At 36.3% G+C, this 24,118-nt stretch carries 19 protein-coding genes; 6 read left to right on the forward strand and 13 right to left on the reverse strand.

Features of this window, described 5'->3' with window-relative positions; genetic code table 11:
- Positions 1–52 precede the first annotated feature (52 nt).
- The gene (locus QSV08_RS11995) at positions 53–1,786 is read right to left on the reverse strand and encodes an alpha/beta hydrolase-fold protein (protein ID WP_324023594.1); all 1,734 of its coding nucleotides are present in this window, start codon (positions 1,784–1,786) and stop codon (positions 53–55) included.
- A gap of 115 nt (positions 1,787–1,901) precedes the next feature.
- On the opposite strand from QSV08_RS11995, the gene QSV08_RS12000 reads away from it, so the two are divergent.
- Positions 1,902–2,048, forward strand: coding sequence for a hypothetical protein (locus QSV08_RS12000; protein WP_324023595.1), 147 nt, complete (start codon positions 1,902–1,904; stop codon positions 2,046–2,048).
- 52 nt (positions 2,049–2,100) lie between these two features.
- On the opposite strand, the gene QSV08_RS12005 is transcribed toward QSV08_RS12000, so the two are convergent.
- From QSV08_RS12005 to QSV08_RS12015, 3 genes are all read right to left on the reverse strand, one after another.
- Positions 2,101–2,985 carry a bifunctional 5,10-methylenetetrahydrofolate dehydrogenase/5,10-methenyltetrahydrofolate cyclohydrolase gene (locus QSV08_RS12005; protein WP_324023596.1) on the reverse strand — a complete coding sequence of 295 codons (885 nt, stop codon included), beginning with the start codon at positions 2,983–2,985 and terminating at the stop codon, positions 2,101–2,103.
- A 33-nt stretch (positions 2,986–3,018) separates the two neighbouring features.
- Positions 3,019–4,356, reverse strand: coding sequence for a signal recognition particle protein (gene ffh, locus QSV08_RS12010; protein ID WP_324023597.1), 1,338 nt, complete (start codon positions 4,354–4,356; stop codon positions 3,019–3,021).
- 233 nt (positions 4,357–4,589) lie between these two features.
- The gene (locus QSV08_RS12015; RefSeq protein WP_324023598.1) at positions 4,590–6,362 is read right to left on the reverse strand and encodes a hypothetical protein; all 1,773 of its coding nucleotides are present in this window, start codon (positions 6,360–6,362) and stop codon (positions 4,590–4,592) included.
- Between the two features lie 106 nt (positions 6,363–6,468).
- On the opposite strand from QSV08_RS12015, the gene QSV08_RS12020 reads away from it, so the two are divergent.
- The 3 genes from QSV08_RS12020 to QSV08_RS12030 all read left to right on the forward strand — a co-directional run bounded on the left by QSV08_RS12020 (position 6,469) and on the right by QSV08_RS12030 (position 10,611).
- Positions 6,469–6,981: an RNA polymerase sigma factor gene (locus tag QSV08_RS12020; protein ID WP_324023599.1), complete on the forward strand. Its 513-nt coding sequence runs from the start codon at positions 6,469–6,471 to the stop codon at positions 6,979–6,981.
- Positions 6,982–7,199: 218 nt separating this feature from the next.
- The gene (locus QSV08_RS12025; RefSeq protein WP_324023600.1) at positions 7,200–8,111 is read left to right on the forward strand and encodes a FecR family protein; all 912 of its coding nucleotides are present in this window, start codon (positions 7,200–7,202) and stop codon (positions 8,109–8,111) included.
- Complete coding sequence (locus QSV08_RS12030) at positions 8,092–10,611, forward strand: TonB-dependent receptor (protein WP_324023601.1); 2,520 nt, start codon at positions 8,092–8,094, stop codon at positions 10,609–10,611. The genes QSV08_RS12025 and QSV08_RS12030 overlap by 20 nt, the downstream gene beginning before the upstream one ends.
- Positions 10,612–10,613: 2 nt before the next feature.
- Here QSV08_RS12030 and argS read toward each other — a convergent pair whose 3' ends face one another.
- Positions 10,614–12,395 carry an arginine--tRNA ligase gene (gene argS / locus QSV08_RS12035; protein ID WP_324023602.1) on the reverse strand — a complete coding sequence of 594 codons (1,782 nt, stop codon included), beginning with the start codon at positions 12,393–12,395 and terminating at the stop codon, positions 10,614–10,616.
- 116 nt (positions 12,396–12,511) lie between these two features.
- Between argS and QSV08_RS12040 the strand changes: the two genes are divergently transcribed.
- The gene (locus QSV08_RS12040; RefSeq protein WP_324023603.1) at positions 12,512–12,937 is read left to right on the forward strand and encodes a hypothetical protein; all 426 of its coding nucleotides are present in this window, start codon (positions 12,512–12,514) and stop codon (positions 12,935–12,937) included.
- The gene (locus QSV08_RS12045; RefSeq protein ID WP_324023604.1) at positions 12,934–14,373 is read left to right on the forward strand and encodes an SDR family oxidoreductase; all 1,440 of its coding nucleotides are present in this window, start codon (positions 12,934–12,936) and stop codon (positions 14,371–14,373) included. The genes QSV08_RS12040 and QSV08_RS12045 overlap by 4 nt, the downstream gene beginning before the upstream one ends.
- A gap of 12 nt (positions 14,374–14,385) precedes the next feature.
- Here QSV08_RS12045 and QSV08_RS12050 read toward each other — a convergent pair whose 3' ends face one another.
- From QSV08_RS12050 to eno, 8 genes are all read right to left on the reverse strand, one after another.
- A complete protein-coding gene (locus QSV08_RS12050) occupies positions 14,386–16,560 on the reverse strand; it encodes a xanthine dehydrogenase family protein molybdopterin-binding subunit (RefSeq protein ID WP_324023605.1) in 2,175 nt (724 codons plus the stop codon).
- A gap of 3 nt (positions 16,561–16,563) precedes the next feature.
- Entirely contained in the window at positions 16,564–17,055 is a 492-nt protein-coding gene (locus QSV08_RS12055; RefSeq protein ID WP_324023606.1) for a (2Fe-2S)-binding protein, read from the reverse strand.
- A 9-nt stretch (positions 17,056–17,064) separates the two neighbouring features.
- Complete coding sequence (locus tag QSV08_RS12060) at positions 17,065–17,676, reverse strand: hypothetical protein (protein WP_324023607.1); 612 nt, start codon at positions 17,674–17,676, stop codon at positions 17,065–17,067.
- Between the two features lie 90 nt (positions 17,677–17,766).
- Positions 17,767–18,696: a citrulline utilization hydrolase CtlX gene (gene ctlX, locus QSV08_RS12065; protein ID WP_324023608.1), complete on the reverse strand. Its 930-nt coding sequence runs from the start codon at positions 18,694–18,696 to the stop codon at positions 17,767–17,769.
- Positions 18,697–18,738: 42 nt separating this feature from the next.
- Positions 18,739–19,653, reverse strand: coding sequence for a dimethylarginine dimethylaminohydrolase family protein (locus tag QSV08_RS12070; protein ID WP_324023609.1), 915 nt, complete (start codon positions 19,651–19,653; stop codon positions 18,739–18,741).
- A gap of 94 nt (positions 19,654–19,747) precedes the next feature.
- Complete coding sequence (locus QSV08_RS12075; RefSeq protein WP_324023610.1) at positions 19,748–21,034, reverse strand: citrate synthase; 1,287 nt, start codon at positions 21,032–21,034, stop codon at positions 19,748–19,750.
- Positions 21,035–21,148: 114 nt separating this feature from the next.
- Entirely contained in the window at positions 21,149–22,684 is a 1,536-nt protein-coding gene (locus QSV08_RS12080; protein WP_324023611.1) for a glycogen synthase, read from the reverse strand.
- 119 nt (positions 22,685–22,803) lie between these two features.
- Positions 22,804–24,096, reverse strand: a complete 1,293-nt coding sequence (gene eno, locus QSV08_RS12085) for a phosphopyruvate hydratase (RefSeq protein WP_324023612.1) — start codon at positions 24,094–24,096, stop codon at positions 22,804–22,806.
- Positions 24,097–24,118 lie beyond the last annotated feature (22 nt).

Here is a 24,118-nt window from a genome sequence, read left to right on the forward strand (position 1 = left end):
ACCTCAAAATTCACTCGAAGTGACATCCTTATTTTTGACTTAACAATTAGAATTACTTATACCTCCAACTTGTCAAATCTGCCCCTTTAGGTGCACTTTTCTCTATACGCTCCATAATCTTTGGTACGTACATGCTGTTGTATCTTAAACGAGTAATCGCATTAGGTTGGTCTGGGTCTCCGTTCCAACAATGTTCATCTCGATCGCCATACAATACCTCTCCTTCATAATAAGGTTCGGTAGTACTCTCCAAGAAATCTTCCATTAAATACACTGCATTGTTTAGATAGTAGTTGTCCATATCGCCACAATAGATATGAATTTTCCCTTTTAGGTTATCACCCAATTTATCCCAATCGCGTTCAAGAATATGTCTTAAGTCGAAATTCTCTTTCCAGTATTCAGCTACCTTAGGATCGATATCGCCGGTCTTTTTATCCCAAATTCGCTCAGGGTAACCATCATCACCTTGCGGCGAATAGGTTGCCTCCCAAATATCCCATTGTTGTCCGGATCTCGATTTATCGCCTAATACCAATTCCAAATGATTTCCTTGTCTTAAGGTAGATTGAATTTGACCTAGGTAATTACGATGCGATGGCACTTCTAAAGTTTTATGTGCACTCTTATAGAAATAAGCATTTTCATCTTCGTAGATATTCGTTAAGGTATATGCTCTAAAATCTATAGGATCTGGGCATGCCGCAAAGCAACCATTGTACTCATCTGGGTATTTTACCTGTACCGCCAAAGCTTCCCAACCACCGGTTGATCCACCATAAAGAAAACGAGACCACCCCTCGCCCATTCCTCTGAACTGCTTTTCTATTTCAGGGATTAGCTCATAGGTAATCGCATCGCCATACGGACCTTGATTCGCGGAGTTTACCGCATAAGAATCATCATAATATGGTGTAGGATGCTGAATCTCTATAATGATAAAACGAGGGAAATCTGGTTCGTTCCATCGCTTATAAAAATCGTAGGCTTCTTGCTGTTCTATAACATTATAACCTTCTAAACTAAATCGTTCAGAATATTCTGGCTTCATTTTAGGATCTGGAGGCGTAGTTCTGAATCCGCCAAAATCGGAAGGAAAATGTCCGTGAAATACCATTAGCGGGTACTTAGCTTCCGGATGTTCTTCAAATCCCTTTGGGAGCAACACATGAGCTCCTAAGAAAATATCTCTTCCCCAAAACTCAGAAAGCTTTTCAGACTTCACCTTAACATGTTTTAACCACTTGGTGTCTTCTGGCTCTGCAATTGGCGCAATCACTTGATCCAAATCAACCGACACATTTTCAAAGCCGTTACTGGCAACTCTAATTTTGAATGGTTTGCTATATAAATTACCTGGTGATTTTTGCCATTGCTGTCCCTCACCATTATCCATCGGTAACTTAACTGTATGACCGGTAGAAAGGTTAAAAGTTTCATACACGTTCAAAAGTGCCTGCACATTATATTCCCCTGGTGGTACATCTTTTAAGCTTTCGTACGGATAACCGAATACAGTTTCATCGAACGTAAGCACAGAATCTTTAGCCCAATTCTCCACATTCATTCCGAAAATGAGTTGCGTGTTAAGTCCGTCATTAATTTGAAACCTTGGTTCATCGCTATCATCGGAAGAAAGCATTAGTAGTAACCTACCATCTTTTGCCAAAGAATCTACCTCAGCTGAATAACTGACATCAATTGTAAACTTATGCTCTAATTTAGGAGGTTCTGAGCACCCCATTACAAAAGCTACGACCACTAGAACCAAAAGAATTTTTCTCATAAGGATAAATGTTTCACAAAAGGTACAGTATTCTATAATCACATCAAATACCAAGACTATAAATTCAACGTTTTAAATACATGCCATTTTAGTATTGCACCCAAAAACCTATGCTATGAAAAAATTACTATATACCTTATTCATCGGAGTTTCGATAACAATACTAGCAAGTTGCGATTATGACGACAGCAATGACATCGATATCTTAACACCGAATGACACTACAGAAACCGGAGTAACCATCAAGAAATTACCGGCATAAAAAAAGCCTTACAATAGTATTGCAAGGCTCATTATATAATTTTACAGAAAAATTAGTTTCTACTTCTATGTCTCTCACGAGCTAACAATGTATTTTTTAACAACATTGCAATCGTCATAGGACCAACACCACCAGGAACAGGAGTAATAAACGATGCTTTTTTACTTACATTTTCAAAATCAACATCACCTGTAATATAATATCCTTTTTCTTTAGTTTCGTCTGGTACTCTAGTAATACCTACATCAATTACTACAGCATCATCTTTTACCATTTCTGCTTTCAAGAATTTTGGCACCCCTAATGCAGAGATAACAATATCTGCCTGCGAAATAATCTGCGTAATATTTTTAGTGTGGCTATGGGTAAGTGTTACGGTCGAGTTACCTGGCCATCCTTTTCTACCCATTAAAATACTCATTGGTCTACCCACAATATGGCTACGACCAATAACTACGGTATGTTTACCTTTAGTATCTACCTTATAACGTTCTAACAACTCAAGAATACCGAACGGAGTAGCAGGTATGAACGTACTCATATCCAACGCCATTTTACCGAAGTTGGTAGGGTGAAATCCGTCCACATCTTTATCTGGATCTACGGCCATAATTACCTTTTGAGTATCTATTTGCTCTGGTAAAGGCAATTGAACAATAAAGCCGTCGATATTATCATCAACGTTCAATTCTTTAATCTTGTTCAATAATTCTTGTTCAGAAGTGGTACTCGGCATTTGAATTAAAGTAGATTCAAAACCGATACGCTCACAAGAACGCACTTTACTACCTACATAGGTTAAACTAGCACCATCACTACCAACAATAATTGCTGCTAAGTGTGGTACTTTTTCACCACGTTCTCTCATCTTGGCAACCTCTGCCTTGATCTCTTCTTTTATTTCGTTGGATACTTTTTTACCATCCAATAATTCCATATCCGTTTCTTTTTAAGTTGTGTTGTTTGGTTGTTATTTCATTCCTTTCATGGCACCCATCATCTGCATCATCTTCTTACCGCCGCCGCCTTGCATCATTTTCATCATCTTGCTCATTTGATCAAATTGCTTTAAAAGCTGATTGATTTCTTGAACTTCTCTACCTGCACCTTTTGCAATACGTTTTTTTCTACTTGCATTTAATTTAGAAGGCGTAGAACGTTCTTCTGGAGTCATTGAATAAATAATAGCTTCAATATGCTTGAAGGCATCATCATCAATATCCAAACCTTTTAAGGCTTTTCCTGCACCAGGAATCATCCCCATAAGGTCTTTCATATTACCCATCTTCTTAATTTGCTGAATTTGACTCAGGAAATCATCGAATCCGAATTTATTTTTGGCAATTTTCTTTTGAATCTTTCTAGCTTCATCTTCATCAAACTGTTCTTGAGCTCTTTCTACAAGTGAAATAACATCACCCATGCCCAAAATACGATCTGCCATACGTGATGGATAGAAGATATCGATAGCTTCCATCTTCTCACCAGTACCAATGAATTTAATTGGCTTATCTACAACCGATTTAATAGATATAGCGGCACCACCACGGGTATCACCATCTAATTTGGTTAAGATAACGCCATCAAAATTCAAGATATCGTTGAAGGCTTTTGCTGTATTCACAGCATCTTGACCCGTCATAGAATCTACTACGAACAAAGTCTCTTGCGGCTGAATCGCTTTATGAATGTCAGATATCTCTGCCATCATTTTCTCATCTACAGCTAAACGACCAGCGGTATCAATAATAACTACATTAAAACCTTCTGCCTTTGCTTTTGCAACACCAGCCTTGGCGATAGAAACCGGATCTGTATTTTCTCTATCAGAATATACAGGAACACCAATTTGTTCACCAACTACATTTAACTGATCTATTGCTGCCGGACGATATACATCACAAGCAACCAACAATGGCTTTTTAGATTTTTTAGTTTTCAGGAAATTTGCAAGCTTACCAGAAAAGGTAGTCTTACCAGAACCCTGCAAACCGGACATTAAAATAATAGACGGATTGCCAGACAGATTAATACCTTCAGACTCACCACCCATTAATTGAGTTAATTCATCTTTTACAATCTTGACCATTAACTGACCAGGTTGTAACGTGGTCAATACATCTTGCCCCAATGCCTTTTCTTTTACCCTATTGGTAAATTCTTTGGCTATTTTAAAGTTAACATCCGCATCCAATAAGGCTCGGCGTACTTCTTTGGTAGTCTCTGCAACATTAATTTCTGTAATCTGACCATGTCCTTTTAGTACATGTAAAGCCTTATCTAGCTTATCGCTTAAATTATCGAACATTCTTTTCTTTTTTAAGGGGTTACAAATTTAATAATATCAGCGTAAAATCAGTAGCAAGTACCATAAAATAACAAAACAAAAGAGCACCCATTAAAAAAATGGATGCTCTAAAGTTACTTGTGGGGCAAAAAAGGAATAACATTTTCATATACTCCTGAACTAAAACCTCCATCAATACCGCCAACGAGGCCCAACTCTTTACTGTTGACGGCATATTTTTGGATGTTTTACTTTTATTCTCTTTCTAAAACTAAATGGTCATATAAACCAGTATCATTTTCATGTTTAAGCTCAATTCTCATTTCATCTATCTCTAAAATCTGATAATCGTTAGCTAATGGTTCATAATTACTACCTGATTCGAAAGAAATAATCATTTCTAACTTACCGCTAAATGTATTTCTATATACAAACCACGTGCCATTAGATAAAACAACACCATTAGGGTTTCTTATCTCTAGGCTTCCGTCATTTGCTAGGTAAAATTTGTCGTTAACAAAAAGCTCAGTAGACTCATCATCATTTTCTGCGAAGTAAGCGACATCCCATTCCGTATTATTGAATATGCTTTTAATGAAGGTGATATCTTCTTCTTCATCGTTATCTCCGATACAATTTTTAACGATTACTAATTCATAGAATTCCTCTTCTACATTGAATTTTACGATTCCGTCTTTAAGATCTGTCAACAACCAATCAAAACTTACCGTTGGCTCGTCGCTCATTGTCATAGCTACCAACCATCTACCTTGCTGCTTGGTCGTCACCACCCAAGTGCCCTCAGAAACCTCAGCATCATTAGTAAGGGTTAGAACACCTTCTGCTTGAAATTCAAGTTCAGCACCTAATAATCCATTAATTTGATTACCGTTATTTTTCAATCTTTTAATGATCCATGAGCAATCGCTCAATGTTTCTGTAATGCTGTCAGCAGTTACTTCTTCTAAATCTTCATCACAAAATTGCTTCATAACTACTCGGTTACTATCGCCACTATATAACTTGATTTTATCCTCTCCTAAATCGTAGACATTCCATTCCAGATTGAAATCAGTGGAGTTTTCAAATTCCATGGTAAGTTTTGCACCATCATCGCCAACTATTGTACTCCAAGTACCTTCAACTACAGTTGCACCGTTAAACCCAGTACTTACTGTACCATCTTCTTTAAAGTTTAAGATGTAGTTTACGTATTGCGGAGTCTGGTCAACATTGTCTCTTTTAAATTCTGTTACGAACCATACACACTCCACTAAGTCATTATTGAATTCATCTTCGTTGAAATCATCATCATTGTAATCATCATCGTCATCTTCATCACAATCATCTTTTGCATTTTCAATAGCAATGGCTAATTCTTCATTACTGTCTACTAGTATAGTAGTTTCGTCAGACAATTTTAAAGTCACCGGAAAATCAAAACTTATTAAGTTATCGCCCCCTAAATCTTTGAAGAACAAACGCAACTCGCGATCACTTGCAACTTCAATAGTACTGGTTTGTTCTAAGCTGACATTAAAGGTGAACATCGTCATAGGGTACACAAAATCTATACATTCAATATCATCATCTTCGCCGCCTTCTTTACAATCTGTAGCTAATAAACGTAATTCATCTAACCCATTGATAGTGATTTCAGAGAAGTCACCCGCGGTAATGGTTATAGGAAAAATGATATCTAGAAGATTTTCATCATCATCTATACTATCAAAAATTTCTTCTATTTGCTCAATATCTTCTTCAGAATCGATAGTGATTGTTACGCCATTAACTTCAACGGTATACGGAAAATTGATTTGAAAACAACTAGTGCCATCTACGATATTATCGCAAGAACCATCGTTAGAACTGGTACGCTTTATTAAATCTGCTGTAGAAGAATTTGCTGTAATTGCAGTTGGTTCTTCCCCATTATTAATTTCTTCGATCTCATCTTGACAAGCAGTAAAGCTTAATGCAATTGTTAGTAGGCTAACGTACATTGCATATTTGAAATATTTTTTCATAATGACTTGGTATTGTTTGTTATTATGCTTCTAAAACAACCGAACTTAAAAATACCCTACCTCCATTTTAATTTTTTTTCAAATATCTTTGGTAAAAAGCAATCTATTGAAAGCGGACCAACAATTAAATGTGTGCGAAGAACAGGTTTACAAAAGGGTTTTTAACGAAACTTCTAAATCCATCTTCAATTATATTTATTACAAATTTGGTAATGAAGAGAAAGCAAACGATGCCGTACAAGAGGCATTTGTAAAGCTATGGGAGAATTGCGCTAAGGTTGCACCCGAAAAAGCAAAATCATATTTATATACCGTTGCCAATAATCTGTACCTTAATGTTATTAAGGCAGAAAAGGTTCGGTTAAAATATGCCGATGCTACTTTAAAGACTACCAATGAATCTCCGGAGTTTATTATGGAGGAAAATCAGTTCAAAGAAAAATTGGATAACGCATTGAATAGTCTGCCAGAAAATCAACGCACTACTTTTTTATTAAATAGGATTGATGGAAAGAAATATGCGGAGATAGCAGAAATGGAAGGCGTAAGCGTCAAAGCAATCGAAAAAAGGATGCATTTGGCACTGAAAAGTTTGAGGGAGCAAATTGATGGAATATAGGTTAGTGAGTTAGTGAGTTAGTGAGTTAGTGAGTTAGTGAGTTAGTGAGTTAGTGAGTTAGTGAAAAAACTTTTTACATTTCAATCAAACAACACAACTACTTAATACTTTTTACTTAGTACTTAGTGCTCATTACCGACCAACTTAATACTTAATACTTAAAAAATAAAGTAGGGTAATCTAATACTCAGTTGTTATACTAATACAAAGCTAAAAATATGCAAGACAATTACTTAGCAAAATGGCTTAATGATGAATTGAACGAAGCCGAACTGGTGGAGTTCAAAAAGTCGGAAGCTTATGATACATATCAGAAAATTAAGGCGTCGGCGGCACAGCTAGAATCTCCTGAATTTGATATGGATAAAGCATGGGCATCTATTGAAGAAACGAAGTCCGTAGAAGAAACCAAGGTATTTATATTATCTCCATTCAAGAAATTTCTTCGTGTTGCCGCTGTAGTGGCTGTATTACTTACCGCGTCGTTCTTTTATTTAAATACCTTGAACGAATCTTATACAACGGAATACGCCGAGAACAAATTAATAACACTACCAGATACATCAGAAGTTATTTTGAATGCGGAATCTGAATTAGCTTTCAGTGAGAAAAAATGGGATGCTAATAGAAATGTAGATCTTAAAGGAGAAGCTTATTTTAAAGTAGCTAAAGGAAAAAAATTCACCGTAGAAACGGCTGAAGGATTGGTTACCGTTTTAGGAACTCAGTTTAATGTAGAAACAAGGGAAGACTATTTTGAAGTCACCTGTTTTGAAGGTTTGGTAAGTGTCACTATCAACGGTGAAGAAACCAAGTTACCTGCAGGGAATTCACTATTGGCAATTAACGGCAAAAGCACCATGTCTAAAGCAACTATCAATGGTGAACCAACTTGGTTGTCTAAAGAAAGTTCTTTTAAAAGTATTCCGCTACACTATGTTTTAGATGAGTTACAACGACAATTTAATATTGAAGTCAGTGCTAAAGATATTGATACTGCTCAACTTTTTACAGGGTCATTTAGCAATGAAAACTTAGAACTTGCCTTAAAGAGCATTAGCGTTCCTTTACAAATTAAGTTTAACTTAGATGGGAATAAAGTGCTGTTCTATGCTGAAGAAGCACCTTAATACTTTTATCACCGTAATTTTATTACTGATTTTCAGTGGGGTTAGTTATGCCCAAGACACAACTAAAGACAGTGTCGCATTACGCGATTTCTTATCTGAACTAGAATCTAAATTTGAGATAAAATTCTCTTATGCCGATACCGATGTTGATACTGTCTACATCACAAAACCAACATCCAATGCTCTTGACGACATTCTCACCGAATTAAGGGAAGCAACAGGAATAACCATCAACAAATTAAACGACCGTTACTACACCTTAACCAAAACTACCACGATTTCTATCTGTGGCTATGTTTTCGACAATTTTGAAGAAAATAATATACCGGGGGCAACGGTTGAAATCTATGAAACTAACTTATCTGGCATTACAGATGACAATGGTTCTTTTAGCTTTAAAAACGTACCTATTAATTCGTTGGTGCATATAAAACACCTCGGTTATAAACCCATTTTTATTGAAGCTAAAGAGCTTGCAAAGACTACAGAATGTAAAGCAATTGCGATGGCAATCAGCTATCAAGAATTAGAAGAAGTCGTTGTTACACAATTTTTAACGACGGGACTTAAAAAACTTAATAATGCAAGTATCGAATTGAATCCCTCAGCATTCGGAATTCTACCGGGAGTTAGTGAACCCGATATTCTGCAAACTGTACAAGCTTTACCGGGAATTAAAAGTGTTGACGAAACCGTATCTGACATCAACATACGAGGCGGAACAAATGATCAAAATCTAATTCTTTGGGACGGAATTAAAATGTACCAAACGGGACACTTTTTCGGATTAATATCAGCTTTCAATCCGTATGTAACAGAAAAAGTAACCATCATCAAAAATGGTACATCTGCCATGTATAGTGATGGTATTAGCGGAACTTTGAGCATGCGTACCAACGACGAATTACCTTTAAATTTCAGTGGAGGAGCTGGATTCAATTTAATTTCGGGTGATGTTTTTGGTGAAATTCCTATTCAAGATAACATGGCGCTACAAGTATCTGCTCGCCGATCATATACCGATTTCTTAAACACACCAACCTACACTACATTTTCAGAAAAGGCATTTCAAGATACCGAAGTAAATAGTGAGAGTGAATTCTACTTCTATGATTTCACCGCTAAGTTTATTTATGAAATCAACCCGTATCAGAAAGCAAGCGTCAGTTTAATTAACATGAGCAATAACCTTAATTATTTCGAAACGGCTAATGATACTCTTGCTCCAAACCGAAGTAATCTGAATCAGGATAATTTTTCTATTGGCGGTGAATTACAAAGCGAATGGACAGATGACCTCACATCTCAACTAAGTGTCTATTATACACAGTATGACCTAGATGCCCTATCCATCTCCAATAATGAAGCACAGCAGTTAGAACAGAATAATCTAGTAAAAGAATCGAATATAAAACTCACCACCTATTACAAATTTGGAGAGCATTTAAATTGGATGAATGGTTATGAATTTACCGAAACAGGAATTGAAAATACTACCAACGTTAATCAGCCACCATTTGCCAGTAATATAAAAGGTGTTATACGTAAACACGGATTATTCAGTGAAATCACCTATAGCTCAGAAGATGAAAAATTAACTGGGTTTATTGGTGGAAGATTGAACTATATTGAAAACTTGGATACGTTTCAAGAATACATCTTTGAACCTCGCATTAATGTAAGCTATGAGCTGCTACCAAATTTTAAAACCGAAGTATTAGGCGAATTTAAAAGTCAGGTTACCAATCAGATTATCGATTTGGAACAAAACTTTCTAGGCATTGAAAAAAGAAGATGGATACTTTCTGACGGCGATGCCCTACCCATTACAAAAAGCAAACAGGGATCTTTTGGCTTCAATTATGACACCAATAAATTATATGTGGGCATAGATACTTTTTACAAAGAAGTAAACGGTATCAATGTATACACACAAGGTTTTCAAAATCAGAATCAATTTGATGGTGAAATTGGCTCGTATGCCGTTAAGGGAGCCGAATTCTTAATCAATACGAAGAATAATAACTATAGTGCATGGCTTAGCTACACCTTCAATAAAAACGACTACACATTTGATGTCTTAAATCCAGCTACTTTTCCGAACAATTTAGATGTTAGGCATGCTATCACCCTTGCAGGAAATTACACCGTTGGTGATTTAAAATTAGGAATTGGTTTGAATTACAAATCTGGAAAACCATTTACCCGACCAGATGAAAATGACCCCATAAATGTTACTGTTTTTCCTACTGAAATAAATTACGAAGAACCTAATAGCAGCAGACTACGCGAATATTTTAGGGCAGATGCATCAGCAAATTACACCTTAAAAATGGGCGATAAAATGAATGCTATTTTTGGCGTATCGGTATTAAATTTCACGAATAGACAAAATACCCTAAACACCTATTACAGACTACAAGATGATAATACTATTGAAACTATTGAACGCTTATCATTAGGTATTACGCCCAATGCCAGTGTACGAATCAGTTTTTAAAACTACATTCGCTCAGGCACTTCAACACCCAATAATTTGAATGCATCTTGTATAACCTCAGCAACTTTTTTAGATAACTGAACACGTAGAACTTTCTTCTCATCGTCAGATTCCCCAAGTATAGAAACCTGTTGGTAGAACGAATTAAATTCCTTCACTAAATCATAGGTATAATTCGCAATCAATGCCGGACTATAATTCTCCGCTGCCAATTGAATGATATCTGGGAAGATTTGAAGTTGTTTAATCAATTCCTTTTCTTTCGCGTGTAATTCCGTAACCTTGGCATCTTTAGAACTATCGATACCCATACTTTCTGCCTTTCTTAAGATAGACTGAATACGTGCGTAAGTATATTGAATAAACGGACCTGTGTTCCCTTGAAAATCAACAGATTCTTCAGGGTCAAATAAGATTCGTTTTTTAGGATCAACTTTTAGTATGTAGTATTTTAAGGCACCTAAGCCAATCATTTGATACAACGATTGCTTTTCTTCCTCATTATAATCTTCAAGCTTACCTAATTCTTCAGAAATTGTAGCGGCAGTTTGCGTCATATCTGCCATAAGATCATCGGCATCAACAACAGTACCTTCTCTACTTTTCATTTTTCCGCTAGGTAAATCGACCATACCATAACTAAGGTGGTGCAATTTGTTAGACCAAGAAAATCCGAGTTTCTTAAGTATTAAAAACAATACTTTAAAGTGGTAATCTTGTTCATTACCAACAGTGTACACCATACCGTTTACATCTGGATGATCTTTTACACGTTGTATGGCAGTACCTATATCCTGGGTCATGTAAACCGCAGTACCATCTGAACGAAGAACAATTTTCTCGTCTAACCCATCTTCGGTTAAATCGATCCAAACACTACCATCTTCCTTTTTAAAGAAAACTCCTTTTTTTAATCCCTCAGCAACAACATCTTTACCTAAAAGGTAGGTATCACTTTCATAGTATAGATTATCAAAATCGACTCCTAAATTCTTATAAGTCACTTCGAAACCTTTATAAACCCATCCGTTCATGGTTTTCCAAAGTTCTACGGTATCGGCATCTCCAGCTTCCCATTTCAAAAGCATTTCTTTAGCTTCTTGTAGAATAGGCGCTTCTTTTTCAGCAACTTTCAAGTCAGTACCTTCAGCTACTAATGTTGCTATTTGTTCTTTGTACGCTTTATCAAAAGCCACATAATAATTACCAACTAGCTTATCTCCTTTAAGACCTGTAGACTCTGGCGTTTCTCCGTTTCCGAATTTCTGCCAAGCCACCATACTTTTACAAATATGGATTCCTCGGTCATTAATAATCTGGGTTTTGTATACTTTCTTACCAGATGCCTTTAAAATTTCAGCAACAGAATATCCTAATAAGTTATTACGAATATGTCCAAGGTGTAATGGCTTATTGGTATTTGGCGAAGAATATTCTACCATAACCGCATCATCAGACTCCTTTACAAATCCGAAATTATCGGTTGAAGAAATCGAATTGAAAAAATCTAAATAGAAACCATCATTGATAACGATATTCAAGAATCCTTTAATCACATTAAAGCCCGCAACAGCATCTACATGCTCCTCAAGATAAGCACCAATTTGCTCACCAATTTGAACAGGATTCCCCTTTAACACGCGCAACATCGGGAAAACCACAATAGTGACATCTCCTTCAAAATCTTTACGGGTAGGTTGAAATTCTACATTTGGCAATTCCTTGTCAAAAATAGATTTTACCGCTTCTTTTACTTTATCTGATAGTACCTCTTGAATATTCACCAAAACGTTTAATTAAGGCTGCAAAACTAATCATTTTTTAGGCTTTTAAGGTAAACAGATTCGGCATTCATTCACCATTTGTTTAACTTTAATAAAAACAATGCAATTAAACACGCATGCTCACAAACGTTTCTTACAATAATAAAGCCATTACTAGAAAAATCGACGACCAGGTCGGCAAGCCTTTTACATTGAAAGAGCGCTGGGCAATGGGTGGTATTGGCTCTCCTAAACTTGTTATTACAGCAACAAGTGTTGAGATACAAAATCTATTAATTCTTGATAATAATAGAGATGTCTGTAATATTGAAATGAGACCCAAAGGTATTATCGTCGGTTTTCGTTCGCTATTAGAATCATACGCATTGGTTATACCCTATTACAAACTATCAATGTATAAGGGCGAAGCATCGGTATATTCAATTTACCGCGACAACCATTTTATAAAAGTGGAATCTGACACCAAAGCTGTACAAAAATTCTTTAAGAAAATACTAGCCTATAAAGCTGATAACGCACCAACCTCTATTGAAGATTTATGAAAATACTACTTACAGGAGCCAATGGTTATATAGGTATGCGCATTCTACCGCAGCTTTTAGAAATGGGACACGAAATTGTTTGTGCGGTACGAGATGAAACCAGACTTTCTGTAGATAAAGAGACTAGGCAACAAATAGATGTCATTGAAATTGACTTTCTAGAAGAACCAAAAGAAAATGTAGTGCCCAAAGATATTGATGCCGCTTATTTTCTAATTCACTCCATGAGTTCGTCAACACAAGATTTTGATGAAATGGAGGCAAAAACGGCTGAAAACTTTAACAAGTATGTTGCAGACACACAAATTCAACAAGTAATTTATTTGAGCGGTATTGTGAATGACAATAACCTTTCTAAACACTTGCAGTCACGTAAAAATGTTGAGGATATTCTTTATCAAGGTGATTTTAACCTAACTGTTTTAAGGGCAGGTATCATTGTGGGATCAGGAAGTTCTTCTTTTGAAATTATTCGAGATTTATGTGAAAAATTACCTGTGATGATTACGCCGAAATGGGTATTGACTAAAACGCAACCTATTGCCATACGTGATGTTATTGCATTTCTAACAGGTGTATTAGGGAATGAAAAAACGTATAACGACTCCTTCGACATTGCCGGACCCAATGTAATGACCTATAAAGAAATGCTGCATAAATATGCAGAAGTCAGAGGCTTCAAAAACTGGATTTGGACCGTACCTGTAATGACCCCAAAACTGTCTTCGTACTGGTTATATTTTGTAACCTCTACTTCATATAAATTAGCCTTGAACCTTGTGGACAGCATGAAGATTGAAGTCGTGGCAAAAGACACACGATTACAAGATATTCTTGGTATTACTCCCCACACCTACAAGGAAGCTATTGATTTAGCCTTTAAAAAAATCGAACAAAACTTAGTAATAAGTAGTTGGAAGGATAGTATGATCAGCGGGCGATTTGTTGACAATCTTGAAAAACATATACAAGTCCCAAAATATGGAGTACTTAAGGATTATAAACAACTCAAAATTTCGAATCCTGATGAAGTATTGGAACGTATTTGGAGCATTGGCGGTGAAACCGGATGGTATTACGGCAACTGGCTCTGGAAAATACGCGGATTTATGGACAAGCTTTCTGGTGGTGTCGGCTTAAGACGTGGTAGAACGCATGCTCATAAAATATTTGCAGGTGATTCTCTAGATTTTTGGAGAGTACTATTAGCTGATAAAAAAGCAAAACGACTACTGCTATTTGCCGAAATGAAATTACCAGGCGAAGCATGGCTAGAGTTCAAAATAGATGAGAACAATGTACTTCATCAAACCGCAACTTTTAGACCACGTGGCTTACGAGGTAGATTATATTGGTACAGCATAGTGCCGTTTCACTACTTTATTTTTGGCGGAATGATCAAAAATATCGCTGATCAGAAAAATGTTAATCAATAATCAGAACTTCTTTTAAGCCTTCCTCGAAAGCTTTAAAGGCAACTCAGTTAAGCGTTCTCCTGTTAATCTTCTAACAGCATTGGCAATCGCCGCACCAATTGGCCCTAGAGGTGGCTCCCCTACTGCACCTGGTGTATCTTTACCCTGTAGTAAAACCACATCAATTTCTTTTGGTGCATTCTTCATCAAAGCCATTTGGTACGGACCGTATATAGTCGGAGTTAATTCTCCGTCTTCGACAAACATTTGCTCATAAAGTACTGCACTCATTCCCATAATTACACAACCTTCGCATTGCGCACGTATCTGATCAGGATTAACGGCTAAACCTGGGTCCATTGCAACTGTTACTTTATGTACTACAATTTCATTGTCAACAATTGAAACCTCTGCTACCTGTGCGCACGGTGTATTTGCATCTATAGAAGCAGCAAAACCCATAGCACGACCATCTTTTACTTCTTCGCTATAATTAGCTTTTTCAGCAGCGGCTTTAATTACATTTTTCAAACGAATGTCAATCGGCTCATCTGCAATTTGATGCAATCTAAAATCGACCGCATTCTTATTTGCTTTTAACGCCATTTCATCCATAAAACTTTCCATGGCGAACGTATTTGCCAACAACCCCAAACTACGCCACCAGCTGGTAGCAAAAGGCAATTCTACATGCCAACACTCCGCTTTAAAATTAGGTATAGCAGTGTATTGAATGAATCCGCCACGAATAGCACCAACATCGGCACCCAAAAAGTTGGTAAGTGCATTAGGTATTAGAGCAGAATCGGTAGCTACATCGCCACTAACGAATTGATGTTCTAGTCCGTCTAAATAACCCTCCGCATTTAATTTTCCTTTAATCACATGATGTGTTGGTGGTCGAAACATATCATGCTGAAATTCTTCTTTTCTACTAAAGAAATACTTCACCGGTTTACCAACAGCTTTAGACATAATTGCAGCCTGCACAGCATGTGGTGTATGTAATCTTCTACCAAAACCACCACCCAAATAGGTAGGTATAACGTTGACTTTTTCTACATCTAAATCTAATCGTTTGGCAACCTCTTTTCTAGTAATGCCGACCACTTGTGTCGATATTTTTATAGTAGCACTGTCGTCATCAACAAAAGCAACAACACCATTTGGTTCAATTTGAGCATGCGCCCCTATTGGACTTCTAAATTCTAAAGTCACTACTTCATCTTGATCATCAAAAGAATCTCCGTTCTTCTGTATCACCGAAGACTTTCCGTTCCCGACAGTCATCATTTTTACGATTGCCTCGGTATTTAAATTGTCATAACTATCCCAAGTGACATTGATAGCATTTTTAGCATTTTCAGCTTCAATCATAGAGTTTGCCACTACCCCTACAAAATCGTCTTCTACCACAATTTTAACCACGCCAGGCATATGCTCTGCTTCCTTTGTATCTGCACTGACAAATGTTGAGCCTATTTTAGAAGCTCTTACCACAGCACCATACAGCATTTCAGGCATTTCAGCATCCATCCCGAATATCGGATCTCCGTATACCTTCGCATCCAAATCAACTCTAGCAACTGGTTGACCTATATATTTATAATCTTTAGCATCTTTTAATACAGGAACATCTGGCACTTTCCAATTCTCGACTCCTTCAGCCGCTTGAGCATAAGTCAATGTTTTTCCATTACCCGATATGATTCCGCCTTCAACAGAAAGCTCATCGATATCTACATTCATTTTAAGAGCAGCTTCTTTTAAAAGCATTACGCGAAGCATGGCAGAAAGCTCTCTAAGCGGTTTCCATAGTCCAGATATAGAAGTACTACCGCCTGTGGCAAAACTATCCACATTACCAGTTGATGAAGCTGCATGTACTACCTGAATCTGATTCATAGATACAGATAATTCTTCGGCAGCCATTTGAGCAATACCTGTAAATGTACCCTGTCCCATTTCCATTTTGGGAGAATGTAATAAGATATTATTATCAGAAGTGACCTCGAACCAAATCATCGGTTGGTCAATATTATCTAGATAAGGCGCTTCGAGTGAATTAACCACACCCAAAATTTGACGTCGAATAGGACTTCTAAATAAGTAGGCTCCAATGGCGACAACACCTATGGTTCCCAATCCGCCTTTGACTAAAAATTTCCTTCTAGACACCTTCTTTGAATCACTTTTTTTACCAGCCATCGATTACGCCTTTTTAGATTCATTAATTAACTTCTCAGCTTGCAAATCCGCCGCCTTATGAATGGCTTTTCGCATTCGGTAATAGGTACCGCAACGACATACATTTATAATGTTCTTATCTATATCTTCATCTGTTGGTTTAGGCACTTTGTTTAACAAGGCAGCTGTTGCCATCATAAAACCTGGCTGACAATAGCCACATTGCGGTACAATCTCTTCGACCCAAGCCTGCTGAACAGGGTGTGGATTTTCTCTATCTCCCAAACCTTCTATTGTGGTTACTTTTTTTCCTTCCGCAAATTTTACGGGATAAGAACATGACCTAACCGCTTCACCATCTACATGTAAAGTACAGGCTCCACAAGCCGCTTTTCCACAGCCGAACTTTGTACCTTTTAAATCTAAAGTATCTCTAACAACCCAAAGTAAAGGGGTGTTTTCATCTGCTATAGCTACGGTTTTTAAAACACCGTTTACAGTCAAGGAAATTTCCATAAAATTTTATTATTTAGAAGGTATTATTGCTCCGTCAGCAAACCAGTTTTCAACAGCTTTTTTAAATTCTTCTTTTGAAACTGGTGGTATCGTTCTTGGCTCGCCATCTGCATCGATGCCTGGCTCCCAAGCCCAAAGGACCAAATCATCTTCGGTCATATGCTCAATAAGTTCTTGATGACTTCGATTGCCATTTGTACTCTTATCAAGTAAACGTTCTGCTATTTGTGCGCGAGTGAGTCCTTCCCAAGCCATAGAAGCTGGTGCCAATGCCCAATGCGGAGCACCTGGCACACCAGAATTTAAGTTATTCTGAGATTGATGACATGTATTACAGCTAGTCGCTTCAAAACCATGATCATCTTCACCCCTAGCCATGCCAAAATGATGGGGATGACTTTCATCGCCTTGTTTTGGTATATGATCACTTGGGTGACAATTCATACAACGTTGATGGGTTAGTACATCCATCATCTTATTATATGAATCATCAGATTTTGACTCATTCACCACTTCATTTTCTAAATGTGAATAACCAGATATTTTCGGAGAATTTGCGAATACAAGTATAGCTCCAATAATAAAAAGGGACACAAAAATATAAAATGGTTTCAGCTTCATAATCAAAATCTGATTTCTATGAAGATAACGAAAGGCTTTGACTTTTTTTGACCCATTGAAACAAATTATCCAACTAGCAAACCAAAAGATTTATTTCTTCGGAAGAAAAACCTCTGCCATCATACAACGCGCACTACCACCGCCACAAGTTTCGATAGTATGTAATGAGCTATGTAAAATAGCACAATGATTTTCGATCTGTGCTATCTGCTCTGGTCGCAAACTATTATAAGCAGCAGAACTCATAACCATATATTTTTTATCATCACCACCTAAAACCTGAAGCATATTACCTGCAAAATGATGCATTTGTTGTTCGGAAATAGTAATTATTTCTTTTCCATCTTTTTTAAGGTGGTCCAACACATTTTTTCTTTCCTTTTTATCATCAATAGAATCTGTACAAATGACAACGAAATTTTCAGCTAAAGCCATCATCACATTTGTATGATAAATAGGTAATCGCTTACCATCTACAGACTGATTAGCTGTAAAAATCACTGGAAAAAAATCAAAATCTTCACAAAACTCAATAAACAAATCTTCATCTGCACGTTCAGATAATGCACAATATGCCTTTTTGTTTACTCTATCTATTAATATACTACCTGTACCTTCAAGAAATAATTCTTCTTCTTCAGCAGAAGTATAATCTACAACATCATTGATTTTAAAACCATTCTGTTCTAAGATCTCAAAAATATCTTCTCTACGTTCATTTCTTCTATTCTCAGCAAACATTGGGTAAACACCGACTGTACCATTCGCATGAAAAGAGATCCAGTTATTAGGAAAAATACTATCTGGAGTGTCTGGCTCTTTAGTGTCTTGAACAACGATAACATTAACTCCTTTATCCTTTAATGCGGATACAAAGGCATCAAACTCTTCTTGAGCTTTCTGATTTATCTCTTGATTCTTCAAGTCAATATCTTCCATAAAATAGTTATTGACAGCGGTCTGCTCGTTCATTCTAAACGACACCGGGCGAATCATGAGTATGGTATTTGTTATTTGCATAGGGGTACTAATTAAATTTTTCTTTTTTATAAATCTTTAAAATTAAGCTCTAATTAAAGGCAGGGTACTACAACGCAACAGCCCTTCTTGCTTTGAAATTTCGGCATACGCAATTTCTTCTACCGTAAAACCTTGTTCGCGTAACCAATTATTAAGGCGTGTGAAATTACGTTCGGACACTACAACATCTGGTGAAATAGAAAACACATTACTGTACATATGGTACATTTCATTAGCATCTATTTCGAAGACATTTTCTTTTCCAAAGAAGTCTACCAACCATTGGTACTCTTCTTCTACCAGAAATCCGTTTTTATGCAAGATTGCTTTCCCTTTTCCTAGAGGTTGAAAACAACAATCTAAATGCAATGCATTTTCTTGCGCAACAGTATTAGACTTTCTTAATTCGAATGACTTCACTGTTTTGTTTGGAAATTGCTTTGTCAAATATGCTACTGCAGCTTTATTAGTTCTCGCCGTTATATAAGAAGAATAGTCGGGTGCAGTATAAGTGCCAACAAAAATATAATCGTTCCAAGGCATGACATCACCACCTTCAACATGAACCTCTTCTGGAGGAGTCAGAATATTATCATCATCAATCTTATCTAAAACATGTAAAATTGCTTCTACTTCTTGTTCTCTATCAGGTAGTATATTGGCTTTTATAAGTTTATCTTCTATAACAAAAGCAATATCTCTAGTAAATATTTGATTACAGTTTTCAAGAACTTCTGGTCTAAAAACCTTAACATCGTATTTCTCGAACACTTTTCTAAAACCTTCCATCTCGGCAACCATATCTGCTTCAATAGGGTATGTACCAGCTTTAATATGTTCTACCGATTTTGGATCATAAGCTTCTTCAATAGTTGGTGTAGGTCCAGAACTTTTAGCGATACCTAATACAACCGCTTTCAACTGTGAAACTTCATCTTTGATATGTAACTGTAACATAAGTTTTAATTTAAATATGAATTAAAAAAAGGCATAAAAAAAAGCCCCTTTAAAAATTAAAAGAGCTTTTTGTTTTTTTGATAACGGTAGCAATCTACCTTTTGTCCAGTTCGACAAAAGATCTTAAATTTTCACCAGTATATACTTGTCTTGGTCTACCAATTGGCTCACCATTCAATCTCATTTCTCTCCATTGAGCAATCCACCCTGGTAATCTACCTAAAGCGAACATTACCGTAAACATTTCTGTTGGTATGCCTAATGCTCTATAAATAATACCTGAATAGAAATCTACGTTAGGGTATAATTTTCTATCAACAAAGTATGGATCTTCAAGTGCTTCTTTCTCTAAACCTTTTGCAATTTCAAGAATTGGATCATCTATACCTAAATCTGCCAATACTTCATCAGCAGCTACTTTAATAATCTTAGCACGAGGATCGAAGTTTTTATACACTCTATGACCGAAGCCCATTAATCTAAAAGGATCAGACTTATCTTTCGCCTTAGCCATGTATTTTTTAGTATCGCCACCATCCGCTTCAATAGCTTCAAGCATTTCTAATACCGCTTGGTTTGCACCACCATGTAATGGACCCCAAAGAGCAGAAATACCTGCAGATAAAGATGCAAATAAACCAGCATGAGAAGAACCTACAATACGAACAGTACTAGTAGAACAGTTTTGCTCATGATCAGCATGTAATATCAATAACTTATCTAAAGCATCTATAACAACCTTATTCTGCTTATACTCTTGATTAGGGCGCTTAAACATCATTTTATGAATGTTCTCTACATAGCCTAAACTATCATCACCGTAATCTAACGGAAGACCTTTCTTTTTACGCAATGTCCAAGCTACAAGAACTGGGAATTTAGCCAGAATACGTACAATTGAGTGGTACATATCTTCATCAGAACTTACATCAACCGTTGATGGATTAAATGCAATCAATGCACTAGTCAAAGAAGATAACACACCCATTGGATGTGCTGATTTTGGAAAACCATCCAAAATCTTTTTCATCTCTTCATCTACATGAGATTCATCTTTAATGTCTTTATGAAATTTCGCTAGTTCTTCTGTATTTGGTAATTCACCAAATATTAAAGCATAAGCTACTTCTAAGAAATCAGCTTTCTCAGCTAACTCTTCAATTGAGTAACCTCTATAACGTAAAATTCCTTTTTCACCATCTAAAAAAGTAATAGCACTTTCACAAGATCCTGTGTTTTTAAAACCTGGATCAATAGTTATAATTCCATTGGTAGCCGAACGCAAAGTTTTGATATCGATTGCAAGTTCGTTTTCGGTTCCCTTAATTACAGGAAACTCATATTTTTCACCATTATATTCTAAAATAGCTTTGTCTGACATTTTTCTTTTTACGTTTTAAATACTTCTCGTAAAGTTAACAAAACAAGACTGGTTTACCAATTTCCAAAATCTGTTTTGGGTAAAATTAACAATAAGTACTATGAATAGCTTTCATTACAACAGATATAGTGACTCGTAATATGCATCTAAAGATTTTTCCCAAGTAAAACGCGCCTTTTTTGCATTCGCTTTTATCTTTTTCCAAGCAGGCTTATTGTTCTCCCACAAGGTCAATGCCTCATCAAAACTTTTTACCATATTACTAATTTGCTCGTCGTAGGTATCGCCACCAAAAACAAATCCTGTTTTTAAGTGATCTACAGTATCTTTTAGTCCGCCAGTATGATGCACCAAACAAGGGTTACCATTTCTCATCGCCAACATTTGACTAATGCCACATGGCTCAAATAAGCTAGGCATAAAGTACAAATCTGTTTCTAGGTACATTGAATCAATCAAATCTTCTGATTGCCCATTAGTAAATACAAAATTTTTATGATGATAGCTCATATGACGAAAGAACTCTTCATAATCTGGGTCTCCAGTACCTAATAATATATATATACCGTCAATTTCATTTAACCTCGCAAGCATTTTTTCAAATGCTTCAGGAGATCGTTTTAAGAAATAGAACTTCTGCTCAGTTAATCTTGCAACACTAGACACAATAAATTTTGGTCTATTACCAACAAACTGCATAATCTTCTCGCCAGTATGGGCAAGAAAATCTGCCTTATACTTCTTTGAATTTTCTTGAAGCCATCTAAAAATAGCTTTTACCGTATTTCTATATAACAATCCTTTTTCAGCTTCTCGTATATTACCATAGTTACTGGCATTTAAGATACCGAAAAGTCTACCTTCATTATTCGCTTTAATTAAATCATCTTCTAAACTTTCACCTCCTATAAACTCAGGTCTTCTACTAGGCAACAGCACATCTTCTTTGTAAGATGGAGAAACTGTATGAACTGCATCTGCAAAACGAATACCGACTGCCATTAAGTTTATACAATCTTGATATCTCGGATCCATCAGAGCTTTATAATCCAATTGAATTTCTGGAAACCAATGATTGACTGAAGCATAGTTGTTATAAAAAGGACGAATACCCTGTATAGCTAGATTATGAATCGTATACACATATCGCATCTTTTTCAAATCTTGATATTGCGGGTGATATGTTTTTATAAATAAGAGCGCTGCAGAATGCCAGTCATGCATATGAACGATATCTAAATCACCAAAAGCTCCAATTTTAATTGCTTCTGCAGTAGCTGTGCAAAAAATTATGAACTTTATAAAATCATTAAAGAAAGGTTCGGTAGGATCATCATGATATATATGAGCTATACCACCTTCAGATATTTCAGGGTGATGAATAACATAATGAGTGATATTTTTATCTACTCTCTTAGGAATAACCTCATACAATTCTGCTGTATATGGCATACCCCTAAGACTAAATTCAAGTTTAGTTTTAAAGATTCCATTTTTATGCAGTCTAGAATATGAAGGTACGACTACGTGAACTTTATCTCCTCGTTTCGATATCTCTCTAGGCACGTCTCTAACCACGTCACCCATTCCACCAGCTTTACAATCAGGAATGGCATCATTCTCTGCGGAAACAAAAAGAAAATTATTCATACGCTAACAAAGAGAGGTTATTATTGGTTTATTCTCAAAAGGTAGTTAAAGTTTTGAAGTACGCCAAAAAAAAAAGCCTTTCTCGAGAGAAAGGCTTGATTATATATTTCTATTAAGAATTAACCCAACTTAAAGGCTTTTTCTTGTGGGTAGTAAGCTGTACTACCTAATTCTTCTTCAATACGAAGTAATTGGTTGTATTTAGCCATACGATCAGATCTTGAAGCCGAACCAGTTTTAATTTGACCCGTATTTAATGCTACAGCCAAATCAGCAATAGTATTATCTTCTGTTTCACCAGAACGGTGAGACATTACTGAAGTATACCCTGCATTTTTAGCCATATTAACAGCAGCAATTGTCTCTGTCAATGTACCAATTTGGTTTACTTTAATCAAAATTGAATTTGCAATACCTCTTTCAATACCAGTAGAAAGACGCTCAACATTTGTCACGAATAAATCATCACCAACTAATTGAACTTTATCTCCGATTTTATCAGTCAAAGATTTCCAACCGTCCCAGTCGTTTTCATCCATACCATCTTCTATAGAGATAATTGGGTATTTAGCACTTAAATCAGCTAAGTATTGCGCTTGTTCTTCAGAAGTTCTTATAACACCAGATTCTCCTTCGAATTTAGTGTAATCATATTTTCCATCAACGAAAAATTCTGCCGCAGCACAATCTAACGCGATCATTACATCATCACCTAAAGTATAACCAGCATTTTTAACTGCTAGTGCAATAGTATCTAAAGCATCTTCAGTACCACCGGCAAGATTTGGTGCAAAACCACCTTCATCACCTACTGCAGTACTAAGGCCACGGTCATGTAATACCTTTTTAAGGTTATGAAAAATTTCAGTACCCATTTGCATTGCATGACTAAAGTTTTTTGCTTTAACAGGCATTACCATGAACTCTTGAAAAGCGATAGGCGCATCTGAATGTGAACCACCATTAATAATGTTCATCATTGGCACAGGAAGCGTATTAGCGCTAACCCCACCAATATATCTAAAAAGAGAAAGACCTAGTTCATTTGCAGCAGCCTTGGCAGCAGCAAGTGAAACACCTAATATAGCGTTAGCTCCTAATTTAGATTTGTTTGGAGTACCATCTAAATCAATCATAGTTTGATCCAAAAGATTTTGATCAAAAACACTCATTCCTAATATCTCTTCTGCAATGATGCTATTTACGTTATCAACAGCTTTAGTCACACCTTTACCCATGAAAGCCTTACCTCCATCACGTAATTCTACAGCTTCATGCTCACCAGTAGAAGCACCAGAAGGTACAGCTGCTCTTCCCATTACTCCGTTTTCGGTAACTACATCTACTTCAACTGTTGGATTCCCTCTAGAATCTAATATTTGTCTTGCGTGAACATTTAATATAATACTCATTTATAATCTTTTTATTAGTTGT

The organism is Maribacter sp. BPC-D8 (assembly GCF_035207705.1).
In the GTDB taxonomy this organism is placed as follows: Bacteria; Bacteroidota; Bacteroidia; order Flavobacteriales; family Flavobacteriaceae; genus Maribacter.